Origin of the sequence: Cellulophaga geojensis KL-A (genome assembly GCF_000568425.1) — a bacterium.
Classification (GTDB): domain Bacteria; phylum Bacteroidota; class Bacteroidia; order Flavobacteriales; family Flavobacteriaceae; genus Cellulophaga; species Cellulophaga lytica.
In genome coordinates, this window is record NZ_ARZX01000025.1 from 1 (window position 1) to 21,131 (window position 21,131).

Here is a 21,131-nt window from a genome sequence, read left to right on the forward strand (position 1 = left end):
CTAATACATACAAAAAAGCCCTAGAAAATATTTCCTAGGGCTTTTGGTGTTTTATATGGGTGTGTATGGTATAATGTTTAAATTATTGCTTAACAAGTCTATATATCCGTAGTAAATACTGTCTTGTGTGTTTAATGTATTGTCTTTATTAGTGTTTACTAATGTGTTAAAATATAACTTTTGATTATCTAAAGTAAATTTATAATGGTGTATAATATCTTTGTTGGTTATTGATATTCGTTTAAAATAACTACCATCTATATAGCTTATATATAGCGTAGATTGGTCTTTCTGATTTATTTGTTTGTCATTATTTGTATCTGTGTCTATTACTGAGTATAGTAAAATTTCTTTAGTTGTTTTTTTGTATGTGTCTCTTAAAAAAGTAATATTGTTAATTAGTATATCTTTAGAGGATAATGAAATTAGCTTATTGGAGTTTATAGCTTGAAACTTCAAATTAACGATATTTCCAGTGATTACGTCATTATGGTGGATAATTCTATCGTTTGTAATATTATCATTCTTATAAGAACTTCTATTTAAGTAGTTTTTAGAATTTGCACTTATAGAAATAATAGGATGTATTAGTATTTGTGAGGTTATAGAATCTATCTGTAATGGTAAATCTGCAATTTCTTTATTAACAGAATTACTTTTTTCTTGTTCTGTGTTGCTATTAATTACGTGTTTTTTAGTTGCTTTGTTGTTGCAAGATTGTATTATAATAGCTAGAAGTATAATTGCTTTTTTCATAGGTTTTATAGTTTAATTTATAATAAACTTAAATTAAACTATAAAACAAGAAAAGTAGAAATGAGCAAACGAGTTCTTTTGGTTAGTTAACTCTATGTTAGGTGTATAAATTGAAAAACTCCGGTAATCAGCCGGAGTTCATTCATCAATCAAAAAACGAACAGTCATGATAAACTGTTGTTACAGTTCACAAATTACAATTTTTATACCAAAAACACAACAACTGTTGTTATGTGTTGTTAAAAAAATGATTTGCGCTTCTAAACCGTTATGGTTTATCCAAGATATGTTTTTAAAATTTTGCTTCTAGAAGTGTGTTTAAGTCTTCTAATTGCTTTTTCTTTAATTTGTCTTACTCTTTCTCTAGTTAAATCAAAAGTTTCTCCAATTTCTTCTAAAGTCATAGAGTGTTGTTCTGCTAAACCAAAGTATAAACGGATAACGTCTGCTTCCCTAGGTGTTAATGTTTCTAAAGCACGTTCTATTTCAGTGCGTAAAGATTCAATTAATAATTCTCTGTCTGGATTAGGAGACTCGCCACTACGTAAAACATCATAAAGGTTAGAATCTTCACCATCAATTAATGGAGCATCCATAGATACGTGACGGCCAGAATTTTTTAGAGACTGCTTAACGTCTTCAATGGTCATATCTAATTCCTTTGCAATTTCCTCTGCAGATGGCTTACGCTCATGTGCTTGCTCTAGAAAAGCAAAAGTTTTATTAATTTTGTTTATAGATCCAATTTTGTTAAGAGGTAAACGTACAATACGAGATTGTTCTGCTAATGCTTGTAATATAGATTGACGAATCCACCAAACAGCATAAGAGATAAATTTAAATCCACGAGTTTCATCAAAACGTTGCGCAGCTTTTATAAGACCTAAATTACCTTCATTAATTAAATCTGGTAATGTTAAACCCTGATTTTGGTATTGCTTAGCAACAGAAACTACGAACCTAAGGTTGGCTTTAGTTAATTTTTCTAAGGCTACTTGGTCTCCCGCTTTAATTCGCTGTGCTAATTCTACTTCTTCATCGGCAGTAATTAAGTCTACCTTACCAATTTCTTGTAAATATTTATCTAGCGATGCGGTTTCCCTGTTGGTAACCTGTTTTGTAATTTTAAGCTGTCTCATTTAATATATAATTTACGCGCAACTAAAGGGCTGCATATACTTATACGTAGAAAAACAAGAAATGTTACATTTTATTAATGTTAAATTTATCTTTTTCTGATTATTTAGTCGAAATAAAGTAAATAACCTTAAAAAATATTTCAATTTTAATTTAATAGCTTCATTATTAGATATAAAAAAAGCAGGTATAAATTTGATACCCGCTTTTTTTTAATGATAATATGTAATATAATTTATTTTTTTTCTGCCAACCCACGTGTTAACCATCCTCTTCTGCTTGCTGTTGCTATGGCATAAGGAGTAATCCAGAATAAACCAAATGTGTATAGTATGCTATAAGTGTATGCCCATAAAGACTCTTGCGGCTTGTATTTGTTAGAATAAAATATTACAGAAAATGTAGATAATATTAAAATACTAAAAAGTGTAGATGTTAAAAATAATAGTGGGTGAGTGGCTACAAAAAATAGCATAAATAATAAAAATGGGTAACTCATTATTATTTTTAAAGATTGGTTTATAAATAATAATCTAGAACCAGCTTTAGATTCTTTTCTAAAGTTTGTAAATACGTATTTAGCCATTTCTATATTTTCACGTACATTACTTCTTCCCCATCTAATAAACATTTTATATAGGCCTTTGTATTTTTCTGGAACATTAGTATATGCATTTGCATTTCTTTGAAAAAGCACGTGATTGCCTTCTTTTAAAATCATATTTGTCATAGCTCTGTCTTCACCAATATCTGAAGGTTTTCCCATAAAGGTTTGGTTTATCCACTTAGGTAATACTTTAAAAACAGCAGAGCTACGGTATGCTGCTAAAGCACCAGGTGTGCATAAAACTGAATTTAATGTACTCTCTGCAGAACGCACAAACTCAAAACTTAAAACAAAACTTACGTCTAGCATTTTAGGGATTAATGCTTTTGCTTTGTTTAAAACTCTAATATTACCAGCTACGGCACCAACTTTTTCATTAACAACAAACGGACTAACTAAATTACGTAGAGTATCTGCGTCTACTATAGAGTCACTATCTACAGTAACAAAAACATCTCCAGTTCCTAAATTAAAACCACGGTATAATGCGTGTCTTTTGCCTTTATTCTCTGGCTGTTGGTAAATTTCTACACTTTCTCCTAGTCGTTGTTTGGCTTTTTTCATCCAATCCCAAGTGTCATCAGCACTACCATCATCAATAGATATTAATTGTAATTTTTCTTTAGGGAAATCGCTATTTATTAAACTAACTAAAGTGTCATGTACTTGTTTGCCTTCATTGTAAGCAGGTACAATAACAGTTACTCTTGGTAACTTATCATCAGAAACAGATGCTATAGGTTTATATTTAAAATATCTATATAATACAAAAAGAAAAAAGGCAACTTTAAATACCAATAATGTAGTAGCAATAACCATAAAAATTAAACCAAAAGTAGAGTTTGTTCTGTTTTGGTTAAACTGAAGAAAATCGTTTTGAAAAGTTACCATATAGTAAATAGAACCTAATAACAGTAAAAAGGTTGTTGCTAAAACTAATATAGCCAAAGAATTATTTTCTTTAGAGGCGCTTACTTTTTCGTCTACAGACATTTTAAAATCTTGAAAAATTGTTGCAGTCTTTTGATATGAAGTTTTTAATAGCATAGGTATAGTGTTCATAATTTTATAGTTTTTAACTCTGTTCTCTGTTAGTTTTACGAACTGAATGCTATTTTAGATTTTTAGAATTTTTTATTTATGAATATCTTAAGAAAAAGTATGGCTTTAAGTTCAAATTGTTAACAATTTGTTAAATAACAGAGAATTTGGTAGTGTTAGCTATTTGATGAAAATAAAAAAGAGACTATTTCTAAGCTTAGAAATAGTCTCTTTTTTTGAAGTAAAATAAACCAGTTTTTACTTACTCTCTTATGTGCCCGTCTCCAAATACATAATATTTATTTGTAACCAATTGTTTTAAGCCAAGTGGACCTCTGTGGTGTAGTTTATCTGTACTAATAGCTAGTTCAGCACCCACTCCCATTTGTCCACCATCTGTAAACCTAGTAGATGCATTGTGGTAAACCGCAGCACTATCTACCTGTTGCATAAATGTTGTTGCTTTTTTAGTGTCCTCTGTTAAAATTGAAGCAGAGTGTCCGCCAGAATAAGTATTAATTTTTTCTATTGCATCGTCAATACCACTAACTTCTGCTATAAGAATTTTGAGAGCTAAAAACTCTTGATACCAAATATCATCAGCGGTAATTTTTTCATTTTCTGGTATTAAGTTGGCTATATTATTATCTGTAACTATGCTAACATTAAGTTGTTTTAAAACTATTTCTAGTTCTTTTACTTTAGCTTCGTAATCATTAATGTTTTTATTTATTAGCACTTTATCTAACGCATTACAGCCCGATATTTTATGCGTTTTTGCATTAACAATAACATTAATTGTTTTGGTCCAATCTGCATCTTGGGCTACATACAAAAAGTTGTTGCCACGGCCGCTTACAAGTACAGCGCAACTAGCATTATCTTTTACAAATTTAATTAAACGCTCACCACCTCTAGGAACAATTAAATCTAGCTTTTCCGGAGGATTTTTTAAAAACTCTTGCGTTTCTTCTCTTTGTAAATGCAATAGTTTTATCCAGTCTTTAGAAACATTATTTTCTTCTAAAGCTCTATGCCAACATTTTTCTAAAATTGTATTACTATGCAGTGCTTCTTTACCACCTTTTAGTAAAATTTTGTTGTTAGCTTTAAAGGCTAAAACAGCAGCTTCAATAGTAACATCTGGTCTAGATTCATATATAATAAGAATGGTTCCAAATGGAGCTGTTTTGTTGGTAACCACTAGACCACTATCTAAAGTTAGATTAGATATTTCTTTGCCAACGGGGTCTTCTTGTTGTTTTACTTCTACTATAGCTTTTATCATACCGTCTATTTTACTGTTGTTAACAATTAAACGGTCTAATAATGCCTGATCTTCTTTGTTAAAAGCTTCAATGTCTTTTTTATTCGCTTCTAGAATTTTATCTCTGTCATTGTCAATAATTTTAATCATTGATTCTAGAACGTTATTTTTTATTTTGGAGCTTAATAATTTCATATATTTTTATTTTAATGAATAAATTTTGTTCCTATCTTTTTATTATCAATAATATCTACAATAACATTTTGTTTTTTTCCATTTGCTATGTAAGTAGGAATCTCTTTTTTAGCGGTACTTTTTGCTATTTTTAATTTAGATGCCATACCGCCACGGCCTTCGCCTTCTTTTTTGCCACTGGCTTTTACATATTTTTCTACATCTTGGTCATAAGTAACCTCACTAATTTTTTTAGAGTTTTCATCATCAGGATGCCCAGTGTATAAGCCATCTGTATCAGATAAAATAATAAGTCTGTCTGCATCAATTAACTCTGCAACTAAACTTGCTAATTCATCATTATCAGAAAACATAGACATTGTTACAGAAACGGCATCATCTTCATTGGCAATTGGTATTATGCCTTCAGATAGTAAACCTTCATAACAATTGATCATATTATCTCTATGTACACCCAAATCAAAATCTCTTTTAGTTGCTAAAACTTGGGCGCAACGCATACCATAATCGCTAAAAAGACTGTAATAGTGCCTCATTAGTCTTGGCTGTCCAACGGAAGAATATACCTGTCTTCTAGTAGATTTGTCAGTAATATTAGTCTCTCCTAAAATTTCTTTTCCTGCTATAGCAGAGCCAGATGAAACTAGTACAACCATAATATCTCTTTCATATAAAACAGATATTTGTCGTACAAGTTCTTTTAAAATTGGACCTAAAATTCTGTTATCTTTATTTGTAAGAACGTTAGTACCTACTTTTACAACTACTCTTTTAATTTCCATTTTTACTTTTCTTTACCCATTTCTATAGCTCTATTAAATGCAGCATATGCGGCATCTTGTATAAGCTGTTTTACGTTGTTGTCTTCCATAGAATCTATAGCAGCTTGTGTGGTACCACCTTTAGATGCAACGCGGTCTATCCATTTTTTTGGAGAAATATCATTTTGGTTAAAAAGCTCTATAGCGCCTTCAAAAGTACTACTAACAAGAACTTTAGAGTCGTACTCAGAAAAGCCCATTTTTAAAGCGGCTTCTAGCATAGATTGCATAAAGTAAAAAACATATGCAGGACCACTTCCTGAGATTCCTGTAGATGCATCTATAAAATTTTCTGTTTTAACATGTATAGATGTTCCTGTAGTATCTAGTAAATTACGAACCATTAGGAGTTCTATTTTAGATACATCTTTAGACTCTGTATACGATGTAACACCCTTACCAACCTGTGCTGGTAAATTTGGCATTGTGCGTATTACTTTTGTTGTGTTTAGACGATCTTTAATAGATTGTATTGTAACGCCTGCCATTAAGGATACAATTATTTGCTGGTTGTTTAGCATAGTTTTCATTTTAGAAAATAAATCATCACTATGATAAGGTTTAACAGCAATAAAAACCAAGTCTGATTGTGGAAGACAATCTTCTAAATTGTCAAAAACATTAAATGCTGGGTTTTCTCTAAGTGTTTCAATTTTTTTTGGATCGGTGTCGTAAATTCTAAGTTTATGCTTATTTAGAAGTGGAGATTTGGACATACCTTCTGAGTATGTTAACCCCATATTACCTGCACCAATTACTAATACTTTCATTTTTTGTATATATTGTTTTATATACATTAAGTGGCACAAGTATTATGCAAGAGTCCAGATATTAAAGTCTAATTTTAGGAAATCATTAATTTGATAATCATACGTCTATAGATTATGATGTTGTTAAGCTATATGTAAAAAGCTTGCAATATTTTAAATTGAAATTTTTTTAAAGCAAAACAAAGGTGACATACTGTCGGTAAAAAATGTCGGTTTTTGACAAAAAAATGCGTTTTTAGATAAAAAAAAGCCCAAAAATATTAATTTTTGGACTTTTTTTATTGTTTTTTAAAATTTTTAGTAGATTACAGTTATGCTGCTGTAAAGTAATATTACATTTTTGAAGTAATAAATGTACCATTATTTTCTTGAGCTAGTGTTCTCATAAAATCTAAATCTGCATCTTCACCAAAAGCAATAGTATGTATAATAATATTGCTAGTATTTACTTTTTTAATTTCTTCTAAAACAGCTTTGGGTCCGCTGTTAGGAAGACCATCACTCATTAATACAATTTCTTGAACATCTGCTGTAGATAATGCTTCTAATAACCCTTCTAAAGTATTAGTTCCTCCACTAGCTTTTAGATTTTGAACAAATATGTTAGATGATGTTCTGGTAGTATTGCTAGCTACTCTAAATTCTGTAGCTTGTTTTGTAACATTATTATTAAAAGAAAAAACTAAGAATTTTTTTCCATCAGGAAGTCCTTTTATTGCAGGTATTAATTTACGTTTTACAGCGCCAAGCTTGGTAGCTTCTTTAGTAACTTGTTTCCCTAAAATAGAGCCAATTTTACCACCAATAGCTTTGCTAACTTGATTACCAGCTTTGTTGCCTACTTCTCTTACTACTTGGTCTTTTACAGAGCCTTCATCAATACCTTCCATACTTCCAGAAACATCTATAAGGTATAATGTGTTTTTGGTAGATGTTTCAATTCCAAAAAAATCATCAGACTTTTTTGCAACATAGCAAGATTGTAACAGGGTGCAAATAGTAATAAGGGTAATTACGGTTAGTGTTCTTTTTGTTTTCATTTTGTGTTTCATTTTATTTAAAAAGCTAAAGTACTATTATTTTAGATTTACAATTAGTTAATAGTAATTTTTTAAAAGCCTCTTTTAACTAAAAAGAAAGCCCAGCAATTTAATATTGCTGGGCTTAATAATTTTAAGAAAATTATAAATTAATCTTCTTTTTTGTTTTCTCTTGGTTTACGATCATCACGACGATTGTCACGACCACGATTGTCACGACCACGATTATCTCTACCTTTATTATCTCGTCCTTTATTTTCTCTAGGAGCTCTTTCTACATAACCTTCTGGTTTAGGTAATAAAGCTTTTCTAGATACTTTTTCTTTACGCGTTCTAGGATCTACGCCAAAATATTTTACGTCAAAAACGTCTCCCATATTTACAACATCGGTTACATTTTCTGTGCGTTCCCATGCTAACTCAGATACGTGTAATAAAACCTCGTTTCCAGGAGCCTCTGTATATTCTACAACAGCACCAAAATCTAACATTTTAATTACTTTAACTTCGTAAACACTACCTTTTTCTGGTTTAAATAATAGCGAATCTATTTTAGCTAAAACAGCATCTATACCATCTTGTCCAGTACCTAAAATTTCAACAACACCTTCTTCTGTTTCAGGGTCTTCATTAATTACAATAGTAGTACCTGTTTCTTTCTGAAGCTCTTGAATAACTTTACCACCTGGGCCAATTAATGCACCAATAAATTCGTTAGGAATTCTTCTGGTAATCATTTTTGGAGAGTGAGATTTAACATCACTTGCAGGAGCAGAAATAGTATCTGTTAATTTACCTAAAATGTGTAAACGTCCTTCACGTGCTTGTTTTAAAGCATTTACAAGAATTTCATAAGAAAGTCCTTTTACTTTAATATCCATTTGGCAAGCAGTAATACCGTCTGCAGTACCTGTTACCTTAAAGTCCATATCACCTAAATGATCTTCATCACCTAAAATATCTGATAATACAGCGTATTTACCTGTTTCTGCATCAGAAATTAATCCCATTGCAATACCAGAAACTGGCTTAATAAGTTGCACACCAGCATCCATTAATGCCATTGTACCAGCACAAACAGTTGCCATAGAAGAAGAACCGTTAGACTCTAACACCTCAGATACTACACGAACAGTGTAAGGGCAATCTGCGGGAACCATATTTTTTAATGCACGTTGTGCTAAGTTACCGTGACCAACCTCACGACGAGAAGTACCTCTTAAAGGACGAGCCTCACCAGTAGAAAAAGGAGGGAAGTTGTAGTGTAAATAAAAACGCTCCTCACCTTCGTAAGATGGCATATCTATTTGGTTAGCTTCTCTAGAAGTTCCTAAAGTAACTGTTGCTAATGCTTGAGTTTCTCCACGTGTAAAAATAGAAGAACCGTGTGTAGATGGTAGGTAATCTACCTCACACCAAATTGGTCTAATTTCATCAGTCTTACGACCATCTAAACGTAAACCTTCATCTAAAGTTAAGTTACGTATTGCAGCTTTTTCTGCTTTAGCGTAGTATTTTGAAACTAAGTCTCCATAGTCTGCTAATTCTTCTTCAGAAAAAGTAGCTTTTATTTCTTCTTTTATTTCACCAAAAGCAGTGCTTCTTTCGTGTTTAGAAGAGCCTGCTTTAGCTACAGCATATACTTTATCATATGCCATATCATAAATTTTCTTAGCTAAATCTTCATCTTCTCTTTCTGGCTCATACTCACGTGTTTCTTTTTTACCAAAAGCTTCTGCTAATTTTACTTGAGCAGCACATTGTACTTTAATTGCTTCGTGAGCAAATTTAATTGCCTCTGCCATTTCTTCTTCAGAAATTTCAAGCATTTCACCCTCAACCATCATTACAGAGTCTGCAGAAGCACCAATCATCATATCAATGTCAGATTCTTCTAATTGAGCTCTGGTTGGGTTAATGATGAATTCACCATTAATACGACCAACTCTAGCTTCAGAGATAGGAGTTTCAAAAGGTACATCAGATAATTGTATTGCTGCAGATGCTGCTAAACCAGCCATAGCATCAGGCATTACATTTTCATCATGAGACATTAACTGTATCATAACTTGAGTTTCTGCGTGGTAATCTTTTGGGAAAAGTGGACGTAAAACACGGTCTACTAAACGCATAGTTAATACTTCACCATCACTAGGTCTTGCTTCTCTTTTGAAGAAACCACCAGGATAACGACCTGCAGAAGCAAATTTTTCACGGTAATCTACCGTTAAAGGAAGAAAATCTACATCACTTTGTTTGTAGTTAGAAACTAACGTACATAGTAACATACAATTTCCAGATTGAACAACAACAGAACCGTGGGCCTGTTTTGCTAATTTTCCGGTTTCAATAGAGATTTCTCTACCGTCCCCAAGGTCTATGACCTCTTTAAATACTTTTGGAATCATAAATTTTTTTTAAAGCCTTATAATTTTAAGGCTTGTTAAACAATGGTCTTACGCCTTGTTGGGCGAGGTGTTGTGTTGTTGTGTTGACCAATGAAAAACTATAAATAAGCTTTTAATTTTGCCTTGTACTAAAACAAGGTCTTTGTAATTTTAGCTAAGATAAATATTATAAATTAACTAGTATAAAAAAAGGGAAAGCATTGCTTTCCCTTTATGTATTATTTTCTAATACCTAATTCTTTAATAATAGCACGGTAACGTACAATATCTTTTTTGATTAAGTAATCTAAAAGACTTCTTCTTTTACCTACCAATTTAACTAGAGAACGCTCTGTGTTATAATCTTTATGATTATTTCTTAAGTGACCTGTTAAGTGGTTAATTCTGTGTGTGAACAAAGCAATTTGTGCTTCTGCAGTACCAGAATCGTTTTCGTTTTTACCGTATTTCTTAAAGATTTCGGCTTTTACTTCTTTTGTTAAATACATTCCAATATTTATTTAATGATTTTTATGTATGTGATTGGTTTTCAATCAAGCCGCAAATATACAATTTATTTATTACACTTTAGCTTAACCTGTGTAGATTTTTTTGTGCGAATACTATTTTTACTTTAATTGGATATGTTGCTAATAAAAACAACCCTTGATAATAATAAATCAAGGGTTGTAAAATTATAAAATAATGTTGCTTACGCAGACATAGGTTTATGTTTACGAACAGGTTTGTTCTGAATTAAATCTAGATAAAGATTTATTTTTTGTTTTAAATCTCTTCTGTGTGTAATAAAATCTAAAAACCCGTGTTCTTTTAAAAATTCTGCAGACTGAAAACCTTCAGGAAGGTCTTTACCAGTAGTGTCTTTTACAATTCTAGGACCTGCAAAGCCAATTAAGGCTCCAGGTTCAGATATGTTAATATCTCCTAACATTGCGTAAGATGCTGTTGTACCACCCGTAGTTGGGTCTGTACATAAAGATATGTATGGTAAGCCAGCCTCTGCAAGTTGTGCTAACTTAACAGATGTTTTTGCTAGTTGCATTAAGGATAATGCAGCCTCCATCATACGTGCTCCTCCAGATTTTGAAATCATCATAAAAGGAACATTCTTTTTAATAGCAAAATCTATAGCTCTTGCTATTTTTTCGCCAACAACACTACCCATAGAGCCGCCAATAAAGCTAAAATCCATACAGGCAATAACTATATCACTACCATTAGATTTTCCAATAGCGGTTCTAACAGCGTCATTTAATCCTGTTTTTTTCTCAGCAGCTTTTAAGCGGTCTACATACTTTTTAGTGTCTTCAAACTTTAAAGGATCTTTAGAAGTTAATTTCTCGTCTAATTCTTTAAACTTATTATCGTCAAAAAGTATTTCAAAATATTCCTTACTTCCTATTCTTACGTGGTAGTCATCTTCTGGACTAACGTAAAAATTCTTTGCTAAAACTTCAGACTCAACAATTTTACCTGTTGGAGATTTGTACCACAATCCTTTAGGTGTGTCTTTTTTCTCTTCTGTAGCTGTCTGTATTCCTTTTTCTTTTCTTTTAAACCAAGCCGACATAAAATAATATTAAGTTAAGTGGGGATCTGTTTGTTATAATGTGTTTACATTATTAAGATCCTCAAATGCTTTCTTTAAACGTGTACTAAACGTTTTTTCTCCTTCACGAAGCCAAACTCTCGGATCGTAAAACTTTTTATTTGGTACATCTGCACCTTCTGGGTTTCCTATTTGTGATTGTAAATAGTCTTTTTTACCCATTACATAATCTCTTACACCTTCTAAAAATGCATATTGTAAATCTGTATCAATATTCATTTTTATTACTCCGTATCCTATAGCTTCTCTAATTTCTTCTAAAGTAGAACCAGATCCTCCGTGAAAAACAAAGTCTATATGGTTTTCTTCTACATTGTATTTTTTAGAGATATACTCTTGTGAATTTAATAAAATTTTTGGAGTTAATTTTACATTACCTGGTTTGTAAACACCGTGTACATTACCAAATGCAGCTGCAATTGTAAACTTAGGGCTTACTTTAGATAACTCTTCGTAAGCATATGCAACTTCTTCTGGTTGTGTGTAAAGTTTAGAATCATCTACATCTGTATTATCTACACCGTCTTCTTCACCTCCAGTTATACCTAATTCTATTTCTAAAGTCATATCCATTTTTGCCATTCTAGCAAGATATTCTTTACAAATTTCAATATTTTCTTCAATTGGCTCTTCAGATAAATCTATCATATGTGAGCTAAATAAAGATTTACCAGTTTCTGCATAATGTTTTTCACTAGCATCTAGTAAACCATCAATCCAAGGTAATAATTTTTTAGCGCAGTGGTCTGTATGTAAAATAACAGTTGCACCATAAGCTTTTGCTAATTCATGAACGTGTTTAGCACCTGCAACTGCACCAGCAATAGCAGCTTTTTGGTTTTCATTAGACAATCCTTTACCAGCGTTAAATTGTGCGCCTCCATTAGAGAACTGAATAATTACAGGAGCGTTTAAGCTAGCTGCAGTTTCTAAAACACTGTTTATAGTGTCAGATCCAATTACGTTAACAGCAGGTAAGGCAAAGCCTTTTTCTTTTGCGTAGTTAAAAATTTCTTGTACTTGGTCGCCTGTAGCAACTCCTGGTTTAATGTTATGAGCCATACTTTATGTGTTGGTATTTTATTAGATTAACATAGCAAAAGTAATAAAATATTTAGGGTTAAAAAGGATAATTAACACCAATGTTAATTGTTGCATTGCTAAAATTATAGTCGTTAAACCATCTTTTTGACGCTTCTAACTCTGGATTGTATGTTTTAAAACCCGTATCTAAACGCAGTACAAAGTATGAAAAATCATACCTTAAACCAAAGCCAGTGCCTAGTGCAATTTCTTCTAAAGAATTAAAGTCTTTAAAAATTGCATCTTCGTTTTCTTCGTTATCAAAAACGTTCCAAATGTTACCGGCATCTGCAAATAAAGCTCCTTTTATACTACCCGCAATAGGAAATCTAAATTCTAAATTTGCAGCAATTTTTAGGTTGGCCTCATTAAAATCGTTTAAAGATTGTGTGCTACCTGGACCTAATGAATAGGCGTTCCATGCACGGTTGTCATTAGAGCCACCTGCAAAGTAACTTTTGGCAAATGGTACACTATTAGAGTTGCCGTAAGGTACTGCTAAACCTAAGAAACCTCTAAAAGCTAAAACATTTTGAGACGGAAAACTCCAGTGTTTTATATAGTCAAAATCTGTTTTTATGTACTGGGAGAAAGGAACACCAAATATTTCTTTGTGTCCGTCTTCATTCTCATTAAATTTTGTAATTCCGGATATAAGAGAAAGTAAGTTTCCTGCGCTTTCTACCTTAATTTTAAATTGATGAAAGTCATTGTCATTAACACCCTTTCTACTGTCTTTAGAATAAGAGAAACTTGTAGAGAAAATAAGGTTGTTTTCAGTTAATCTTTTTTCTCTTTCATCTATACTTCTAACTTCTTTGTAGTTGTCTGATGTGGTAGGTATTAAACCTTGGTTTAAAACTTGGTCTATAAAGCCACTTGTACCAGTAGGAATTATTAGTTTTGGGTCAGAATCGTTCTCAGATGTTTCAAAAAACTCGCTTAATGCGGGATCATCTTGGTAATCATCTGCTACATCATCTAACCTTTTGTAGGTGCTTTGGTATACATTATAAAACCTATTTGGGTTAAGGTTTCTAATAAATTGTATATTAATTAACTCTAAAGAGTTTTTTTTAAATTGTGTAGGAGACCAGTTGTACCCTAAAATAGTGTTAAAGTTTTGCTTATCTAAACCAATATTTTTCTGAAAATTTGTACCAATTACCATTCTTGTTTGTGGTAACATATAAGGAGGTATAATTTTCTTTGTTTTAAATGGCATCCAAATTCTTGGTACAGTTAAGTTTACATCAGCCCCAATTTCAGAAACAGAGTTTTCATTTGGGTTGTTAACTTCACTTAAAACACCAACAGATCCACGTGCAGATATACTAAGTGTTTCTGCACCGCCAAAAACATTTTTTATGTTTAAAGATGTACTAAGCGCAGCACCTAACCTTTGTATGTTAGAGTGTGTGCCTTCAATATTAGTTTCTAATGTGTATTTTTTTAAAGGAGATAAGTATATGTTAGTTTTAAGCCTATTGCTTAAAGTATCAAACGTAATGTTTGGGTATTTAAAAGTATTTAAGTTGCTTATTTGTTTGTAGGTCCTAGACTTATTTATTTCTTTATAAACACTATCCTTTTTTATAAAAATAGCATTTGTAATTGCTTTAGGTTTATACTTTAACTTGTCTTTATAAAAAAGAGTGTAATTATCATAGGTGATAGATTTCATTTTAGAGACATCATCTCCAAAAAAATAATCAGTATAAATATTTATAGTATCAAACTTAAAAATTTTATAGGCAGTAAGTTTATTTTGTCCTCTTTGTTTTAGGTTGCTAATTTGTAGTTCAACCTCCATTTTTTTAGAAATAGGTTTTTTAGTACTATCACTAGGAATAAAATATTCTATAGAGCTCTCTTGAAAATTAAATATACCAGAGTTTCTAAATAAATTAGTTAATCGTTCTCGTTCTTTATAAAAGTTAGATGAATTGTATTGCTCTTTTTCTTTTAAAAATGAATTTTCTGCGTTTAACTTGTAAATAGAGTCTAATGTTTTTGATGTAATGTTTTTTGTGATACTATCTATAATGTAAGGGTCTCCAAGCTCTAATTTATAGTTTATTTGTGCACGTTGTTTGCGGTTGCTAGAATCTATTTGATAAAATGATTTTGTGTCAAAATATCCTTTACTGTCGTAATAAGATTTTAAAAGTTTGGCAGATTTAGATGTTTTAGTTGTGTCTATAATAGCTGGTGATTCTCCAATATTTTTTAGCCATTGGCTAGCTCCTTTTACAATAAAAGATTCTCCTAAACCGTCTACCTGTTTTTTAGAAAGTAATTTGTTTAAACGGGCAACACGTTTTGGTTTTTTGTGCAGCCAAACTTGGTATAAAGAGTCTGGGTTGTCTTTTGCTAAATTGTATAAATTTAAACGTAAAGGATACCCTAATAAATTACTATTTGGTTTTTGAGAAATTAAACTGTAAGCTTCTTCATTTTTTATTTTTTTACCATCTGCTGTAATGGTATTTTTGGTTAGTAAAAGTTCATCTTCTTCTACTTTTTTTAACGCATTACAAGATGTTATTGCTATAACTAGCAATAATAAACTTATTTTAGCAAAATGTTTTGTGTTACGTAAGCACATTTTCATAGAGTTCAAAAATACATTATTTGTATGGTTAGTAAAAGCCAAATAAAATTTATAAAAAATCTACAGCAAAAAAAGTACCGAACTGAAAATAAGTTGTTTGTAGTAGAAGGTATAAAAACGGTAAAGGAGTTGGTAAATGCCAAGGTAAAGCCTTATGCAATTTATACAACAAGCAATGCCGTTTTAGAAGATAATGCTTTTAAGTGTGAGTTAATTTCTGAAACAGATTTAAAAAAGATTAGTGCCTTAAAAACACCTAATAACATCTTAGCTGTTTTTTATCAGCCAAAAACTAAAGAAATAATAGAAGACAATTGGCTTGTTGCGGTTGATGATGTGCGTGACCCTGGTAATTTAGGTACTATAATAAGGTTGTGTGACTGGTTTGGTGTTGCAAATTTATTTTGCTCTAAGCAAACCGTAGATTGCTACAACCCTAAAACCATACAAGCAACAATGGGCTCATTAGCAAGGGTTAATATAGTTTACGGAGATTTAGAAGCTTTTTTAAAGCAAACAAATTTACCTGTTTATGGTGCCTTTATGGATGGTAAAAATGTTTATAAAGAAGATTTTACAGCACAAAGTGGTGTTTTAGTAATGGGGAATGAGGCAAACGGTGTATCTAAAACGGTAGAAGAATTAATTACTAAAAAAATAAGTATTCCTCAATTTGGTAATAAAACAACAGAAAGTTTAAATGTAGCTACAGCAACTGCAATTTTGCTAAATGAAATAAGACGAGGATAAAAACTATTCAAACGTAAAGTTTATAAAAATACCTCTGGTTTTCATAGAATTAATATTACCTGTCCAAGGGCTATTAGGGTCAGCATCTGGTACTAACTCATTATTAATAGCAAAAACTCCTCTAATAGATGGTGAAAATTTAAAGTACTCTAGGTAAAAATCTATACCAAAACCCATTTCGTAGTAGTAGGTGTTCTTTTTCATTCTAAATGTAGCACTACTATTATCTTCTACGCTGTCTTCATTAGCGCTTAAGTTCATAGATGTAGATGCGCCTCCAATAATATAAGGTTTCCAGTTTCCAATTCTTCTTGTGCTTACTTTAAGTAAAAGCGGAAAATTAATGTAGGTACTTTTTATTTCTCTAATTGCATCATTAGCATCTGTAAAACCCCTAAACCCTAATGTTCTTTTTGTGTAGTGCAGTCCAGGTTCAAAACGTAAATCTAAAAATTCGTTTAAGCGCAGTTCACCAATTAAACCCACATTAAACCCAAGAGATTTATCAACCAAAACATCACCTAGGTCATCTTTGTAATCAAACTTAAAATCATATTGGTTAAAACCTAAAAAATACCCCCAGTTTAAAGGACGTAAATCTTCCGATTCTAAATTTATAATAGGATCTTCATTAAACTGAGCATTTGCAGTGTTGCCAGCAATAAAAAGGCACAAAAAAAGAAACAGAATTTTTTTCATTAGATTTTCATATCTTATTTAGATGCAACGTAAATGGATGCAACTCCAAAAGTTTGCGGCTTATTCTCTATAGATATAAACCCATTTTTTTGTAAAATATTGTTGAACTCTTCTCCATGAGGAAAAATAGATGCAGATTCAGACAAATAAGAGTATGCAGTACGGTCTTTAGAAAATAGTTTTCCTATAGTAGGTAGTATGTATTTGGTGTAAAATTTATAGCCTTGTTTAAAAGGAGTTTTTGTAGGTACAGAAGTTTCTAAAACTACAAAAGTTCCTTTGGGTTTTAATACTCGTAAAATTTCTGTTAACCCTTTGTCTAAGTTTTCAAAATTACGCACACCAAAAGCAACAGTAATAGCATCAAAAGTGTTGTCACTAAAAGGTAAGTTTTCACTATCACCAATAATCATATCTATGGTGTTACTTAAATTTTTTGCAGCTACTTTTTGTTTGCCTACTTCTAACATTCCTGGAGAAATGTCTAAGCCAGTAATTTTAGTAGCACCTGTTTTTGTTAAGTTAATAGCAAGGTCACCTGTACCAGTAGCAATATCTAAAATGGTTTCTGGCTTTTTACTTTTTATAAGATTTACAACTCTTTTACGCCATTTAACATCTATGCCAAAAGAAATTACTCTGTTTAAGCCATCATAATTCTTAGAAATGGTATCAAACATTTGTGTAACCTGTTCTTTTTTTCCAAGTTTAGAATCTTTATAGGGAGTAACTTTTTCTGCCATTATTATTTTTTTTGCAAAGATAGTACAATGGTTACATTTTATGCATTTTAGAGCCTTAAAAGAGCTAAAACCTGCCATTATGTAATATATGTAGGTATTATACGTTTTAAAAATTAGGGATTTAAACGTGCAAGTTAACTGGTTAGCAACGAAATATATAAGGTGTAAAAAGTATACTGCAAGTTGTTTTTTGTTTTTACGTCTATATACCAGTCAATTGCATAAAATTGAGTAATTTTGCCCTCCAAAGTTTACTAGGGTAGGTTTTGGCTTAGTTAAAAATATTTATGAAAATAATAATAGCAGGAGCAGGAGAGGTTGGTTTTCATTTGGCAAAATTATTGTCTTTTGAGTCGCAAGACATTACCTTAATAGATACCTATAAAGAAAGTTTAGCTTACGCAGATAGTCATTTAGACATTCGTGTTTTAAAAGGCGATGCTACATCTATTGCAGTTTTAAAAGATGCTCAGGTTGAAAAATCTGACCTTGTAATAGGTGTTACGTCATCAGAAACTACAAACCTAACACTATGTATTATGGCTAAGCAATTGGGCTGTAAGCGTACAATTGCCCGTATATCCAATACAGAATTTATAAGGAATAAAGAGGCTCTTAATTTTGAAAAATTAGGAGTAGACGAATTAATTTCTCCAGAAGAGTTAGCTGCTACAGAAATACAGTTGTTACTAAACCAATCTGCTTTTAATGAGAGTTATGAGTTTGAGGATGGAGCACTAATTATGATTGGAGTTTGCTTGCCAAAATCTGCACCTTTTGTAGGTAAAATGGTAAAAGAAGCAGCGCGCATTTTTCCTGAATTAAATTTTATGCCAATAGCTATACAGCGTGTAGGAACGCAGTATACTATTATCCCTAGAGGTGATACTGAGTTTATGAAAGGAGATCAGGTATATTTTATTACTTCTAAAGAAGGATTAGATGATCTTTTAAAATTAACAGGTAAAGAAAAAAGACAAATTAAAAATGTAATGATTCACGGAGGTAGTAAGTTAGGTTATAAAACTGCTCGTGATTTATGCGGAAAAAGATTTAATGTTAAATTAATAGAAAAAGACAAGGAAAGAGCAATGCAACTTGCCGATGATTTACCAAATGCCTTAGTAATTAATGCAGATGGTAGAATTGTTGAGGTTTTAGAGGAAGAAAATTTAGATGCTATGGATGCATTTATATCAGTAACATCTAACTCAGAAACCAATATTATGTCTTGTTTGGTAGCTAAGTCTAGAAACATAAAAAAAACTATAGCATTAGTAGAAAATATGGATTATTTTCAGCTATCGCACACTATTGGCATAGATACCCTAATTAATAAAAAATTATTAGCGGCTAATAATATATTTAAACATATAAGACGTGGAGAAGTTGTAGCAATGACACGTTTAAACAACCTTAATGCAGAAATTTTAGAGTTTGTTGTAAAACCAAATTCTGTTGTTAATGGGCAAATTATTAAGGAGTTAGATTTTCCTAGGTCTGCAACCATTGGTGGTGTTGTAAGAGACGGAGATGGTATTATAGCTCTTGGTGATTTTAAAATTTTAGAAGGAGATAGAGTAGTGGTATGTTGTTTGCCAAGGTCTATTCCTAAAATTGAAAAGCTTTTCTTGTAAAATGACGCTTAATTATAAAATTATTGTTCACATAATGGGCTTGTTGCTACTTTGCAACGGCGGATTTATGGGTTTGTCTGCTGGTATTAGCGCAATTTATAAAGATGGTGCTACATTAGAAATTGCTATGGCTGCATTAGTAACATTAGCAGCTGGTGCTATGGCAATGTTAAGTACAAAAGGGCACAAAAAAGAAGTAAAGAGAAAAGAGGGGTATTTAATTGTAACATTTGGGTGGATTGTGATGTCTATTTCTGGAGTGTTACCGTATTTATTTACAGACTCTATACCTAGTTTTACCAATGCTTTTTTTGAAACAGTTTCTGGTTACACAACAACAGGGGCAACTATTTTAAATGATATTGAAATTTTACCAGAAGGTGTTCTTTTCTGGAGAAGTTTAACTCACTGGATTGGTGGTATGGGTATTATTGTTTTAGCTATAGCAATTTTGCCAATTTTAGGTATTGGTGGTATGCAGTTATTTTCTGCAGAATCTCCTGGTCCTAGTGCAGATAAATTACACCCACGTATTACAGATACCGCAAAGAGATTGTGGTATATTTATGTAGGTTATACTGTAGCAGAAACAATATTATTACAACTGGCAGGAATGTCTTTTTTTGATGCTATAAATCACTCCTTAGCAACATTGTCTACTGGTGGTTTTTCTACTAAAAATGCAAGTTTAGCTTATTGGAATAACGACCCACTAATACAGTACATTGTTATTTTATTTATGTTTTTAGCAGGTAGCAACTTTGTATTAAGTTACTTTGCTTTTAAAGGTAAAATACAAAAAATGCTTAAGGATGAAGAGTTTAAGTTTTATACTGGCTTTGTTGTCTTTTTTACATTAATAGCTGCTGTTACAGTTTATTTAAAAGCAGAAGTGCCTGTGTCTGATTATCATCCTATGATTTTGGGTGAAGCTGAAAGTGCATTTAGGCATACATTGTTTCAGATAATATCTGTTATTACTACTACTGGTTTTGTAACTGCGGATTTTACTAGTTGGACCCCTTTTTTAACGGTTTTCTTTTTTGGACTTATGTTTTTAGGTGGCTGTGCAGGGTCTACAGCTGGTGGTATTAAAGTTATGCGTCACTTGCTAATTATAAAAAACGGATTGTTAGAGTTTAAACGTACACTACATGTAAATGCAATTATACCTGTGCGTTACAACAATAAAATGGTGCCAGAAAAAATTGTATACAACATTATAGCTTTTTTAGTATTGTATATGTTACTTTTTATAATAGGTGCCTTAGTGCTTAGTTTTTTAGGGTTAGATTTTATATCTGCAATAGGTGGTGCAGCTACTTCTTTGGGCAATGTTGGCCCTGGTTTAGGAAGTTTAAATCCGTTAGCTAATTTTGATAGTTTACCTGCTTTAGGAAAATGGTGGACAGCCTTTTTAATGTTAGCTGGTAGATTAGAGTTGTTTACGGTACTTATTATTTTAACTCCGTATTTTTGGAAGAGGATATAAACTTGTCTAGTAAATTATTGGTTTTGGTTTGTATTTTAGTTTTAAAAAAAGAAGACCATCCTAATAAATAGCCACTTATACCTAATGCTTGTTTAGACCATTTCCATAAGTTAAAGCTATCTGTGTGTTCTATTATTTTTCCGTCTAAGAAAGTAAAATTTGCAGTTATGTTATTTACTACGCTTCTTTTTTTTGGGCCATAGTTGTATACTGCTTTCCAGTGTACACTTCCTGTGTTTTTATTGGTTTTAATAGTGTTAAACGTTATTTGTGTTCCGCCATTACTTTTACTTAATAACATTTGCCACATTGCCTTTGCTCTGTCTCCTTTTAGTGTGCCAAAGGCTGGATCTGTAAATATAATGTTGTCGTGGTAACAACTAAGCATACCATTTACATCTGCATTAGAGAAAGAGGTGTAAAACTTTTTAATAAGCTCTTGGTTGGTCATTTTTGTTTGGT

At 31.6% G+C, this 21,131-nt stretch carries 18 protein-coding genes; 3 read left to right on the plus strand and 15 right to left on the minus strand.

Annotation, left to right across the window (positions count from 1 at the left end; all coding sequences use genetic code 11):
* Positions 1 to 51: 51 nt before the first annotated feature.
* The 12 genes from KLA_RS15100 to KLA_RS15155 all read right to left on the minus strand — a co-directional run bounded on the left by KLA_RS15100 (position 52) and on the right by KLA_RS15155 (position 15,348).
* Positions 52 to 756, minus strand: a complete 705-nt coding sequence (locus tag KLA_RS15100; RefSeq protein WP_034646758.1) for a hypothetical protein — start codon at positions 754 to 756, stop codon at positions 52 to 54.
* Positions 757 to 1,031: 275 nt separating this feature from the next.
* Positions 1,032 to 1,895 (minus strand): RNA polymerase sigma factor RpoD/SigA, encoded by an 864-nt coding sequence (locus KLA_RS15105; RefSeq protein WP_013620242.1) that lies wholly within the window; start codon positions 1,893 to 1,895, stop codon positions 1,032 to 1,034.
* Between the two features lie 233 nt (positions 1,896 to 2,128).
* Positions 2,129 to 3,562: a glycosyltransferase gene (locus tag KLA_RS15110; RefSeq protein WP_034646760.1), complete on the minus strand. Its 1,434-nt coding sequence runs from the start codon at positions 3,560 to 3,562 to the stop codon at positions 2,129 to 2,131.
* 241 nt (positions 3,563 to 3,803) lie between these two features.
* Complete coding sequence (locus KLA_RS15115; RefSeq protein WP_034646762.1) at positions 3,804 to 5,003, minus strand: glutamate-5-semialdehyde dehydrogenase; 1,200 nt, start codon at positions 5,001 to 5,003, stop codon at positions 3,804 to 3,806.
* Between the two features lie 11 nt (positions 5,004 to 5,014).
* Positions 5,015 to 5,785, minus strand: a complete 771-nt coding sequence (proB, locus tag KLA_RS15120; RefSeq protein WP_013620239.1) for a glutamate 5-kinase — start codon at positions 5,783 to 5,785, stop codon at positions 5,015 to 5,017.
* Between the two features lie 2 nt (positions 5,786 to 5,787).
* Positions 5,788 to 6,594, minus strand: a complete 807-nt coding sequence (gene proC, locus KLA_RS15125) for a pyrroline-5-carboxylate reductase (protein ID WP_013620238.1) — start codon at positions 6,592 to 6,594, stop codon at positions 5,788 to 5,790.
* Between the two features lie 332 nt (positions 6,595 to 6,926).
* Positions 6,927 to 7,634: a VWA domain-containing protein gene (locus KLA_RS15130; protein ID WP_034646764.1), complete on the minus strand. Its 708-nt coding sequence runs from the start codon at positions 7,632 to 7,634 to the stop codon at positions 6,927 to 6,929.
* A 149-nt stretch (positions 7,635 to 7,783) separates the two neighbouring features.
* Entirely contained in the window at positions 7,784 to 10,042 is a 2,259-nt protein-coding gene (locus KLA_RS15135; RefSeq protein WP_034646765.1) for a polyribonucleotide nucleotidyltransferase, read from the minus strand.
* Between the two features lie 218 nt (positions 10,043 to 10,260).
* Positions 10,261 to 10,530: a 30S ribosomal protein S15 gene (rpsO, locus tag KLA_RS15140; RefSeq protein ID WP_013620235.1), complete on the minus strand. Its 270-nt coding sequence runs from the start codon at positions 10,528 to 10,530 to the stop codon at positions 10,261 to 10,263.
* Positions 10,531 to 10,733: 203 nt separating this feature from the next.
* Positions 10,734 to 11,612: an acetyl-CoA carboxylase, carboxyltransferase subunit beta gene (gene accD / locus KLA_RS15145; protein ID WP_034646767.1), complete on the minus strand. Its 879-nt coding sequence runs from the start codon at positions 11,610 to 11,612 to the stop codon at positions 10,734 to 10,736.
* Between the two features lie 33 nt (positions 11,613 to 11,645).
* Positions 11,646 to 12,713 carry a class II fructose-bisphosphate aldolase gene (gene fbaA, locus KLA_RS15150; protein ID WP_034646768.1) on the minus strand — a complete coding sequence of 356 codons (1,068 nt, stop codon included), beginning with the start codon at positions 12,711 to 12,713 and terminating at the stop codon, positions 11,646 to 11,648.
* 58 nt (positions 12,714 to 12,771) lie between these two features.
* Positions 12,772 to 15,348 (minus strand): BamA/TamA family outer membrane protein, encoded by a 2,577-nt coding sequence (locus KLA_RS15155; protein WP_034646769.1) that lies wholly within the window; start codon positions 15,346 to 15,348, stop codon positions 12,772 to 12,774.
* Between the two features lie 24 nt (positions 15,349 to 15,372).
* Between KLA_RS15155 and KLA_RS15160 the strand changes: the two genes are divergently transcribed.
* Positions 15,373 to 16,098 (plus strand): TrmH family RNA methyltransferase, encoded by a 726-nt coding sequence (locus KLA_RS15160; RefSeq protein WP_013620231.1) that lies wholly within the window; start codon positions 15,373 to 15,375, stop codon positions 16,096 to 16,098.
* 3 nt (positions 16,099 to 16,101) lie between these two features.
* On the opposite strand, the gene KLA_RS15165 is transcribed toward KLA_RS15160, so the two are convergent.
* Positions 16,102 to 16,797, minus strand: a complete 696-nt coding sequence (locus KLA_RS15165; protein ID WP_013620230.1) for a porin family protein — start codon at positions 16,795 to 16,797, stop codon at positions 16,102 to 16,104.
* A 14-nt stretch (positions 16,798 to 16,811) separates the two neighbouring features.
* Positions 16,812 to 17,540 (minus strand): bifunctional demethylmenaquinone methyltransferase/2-methoxy-6-polyprenyl-1,4-benzoquinol methylase UbiE, encoded by a 729-nt coding sequence (ubiE, locus tag KLA_RS15170; RefSeq protein WP_034646799.1) that lies wholly within the window; start codon positions 17,538 to 17,540, stop codon positions 16,812 to 16,814.
* Between the two features lie 287 nt (positions 17,541 to 17,827).
* On the opposite strand from ubiE, the gene trkA reads away from it, so the two are divergent.
* Together trkA and KLA_RS15180 are read left to right on the plus strand one after the other, a co-directional pair.
* Positions 17,828 to 19,177 (plus strand): Trk system potassium transporter TrkA, encoded by a 1,350-nt coding sequence (trkA, locus tag KLA_RS15175; protein WP_034646771.1) that lies wholly within the window; start codon positions 17,828 to 17,830, stop codon positions 19,175 to 19,177.
* Position 19,178: 1 nt separating this feature from the next.
* The gene (locus tag KLA_RS15180) at positions 19,179 to 20,669 is read left to right on the plus strand and encodes a TrkH family potassium uptake protein (RefSeq protein ID WP_034646772.1); all 1,491 of its coding nucleotides are present in this window, start codon (positions 19,179 to 19,181) and stop codon (positions 20,667 to 20,669) included.
* Here KLA_RS15180 and KLA_RS15185 read toward each other — a convergent pair.
* Complete coding sequence (locus KLA_RS15185) at positions 20,635 to 21,120, minus strand: nuclear transport factor 2 family protein (RefSeq protein ID WP_034646773.1); 486 nt, start codon at positions 21,118 to 21,120, stop codon at positions 20,635 to 20,637. The two genes, KLA_RS15180 and KLA_RS15185, sit on opposite strands and share 35 nt — an antisense overlap.
* Positions 21,121 to 21,131 lie beyond the last annotated feature (11 nt).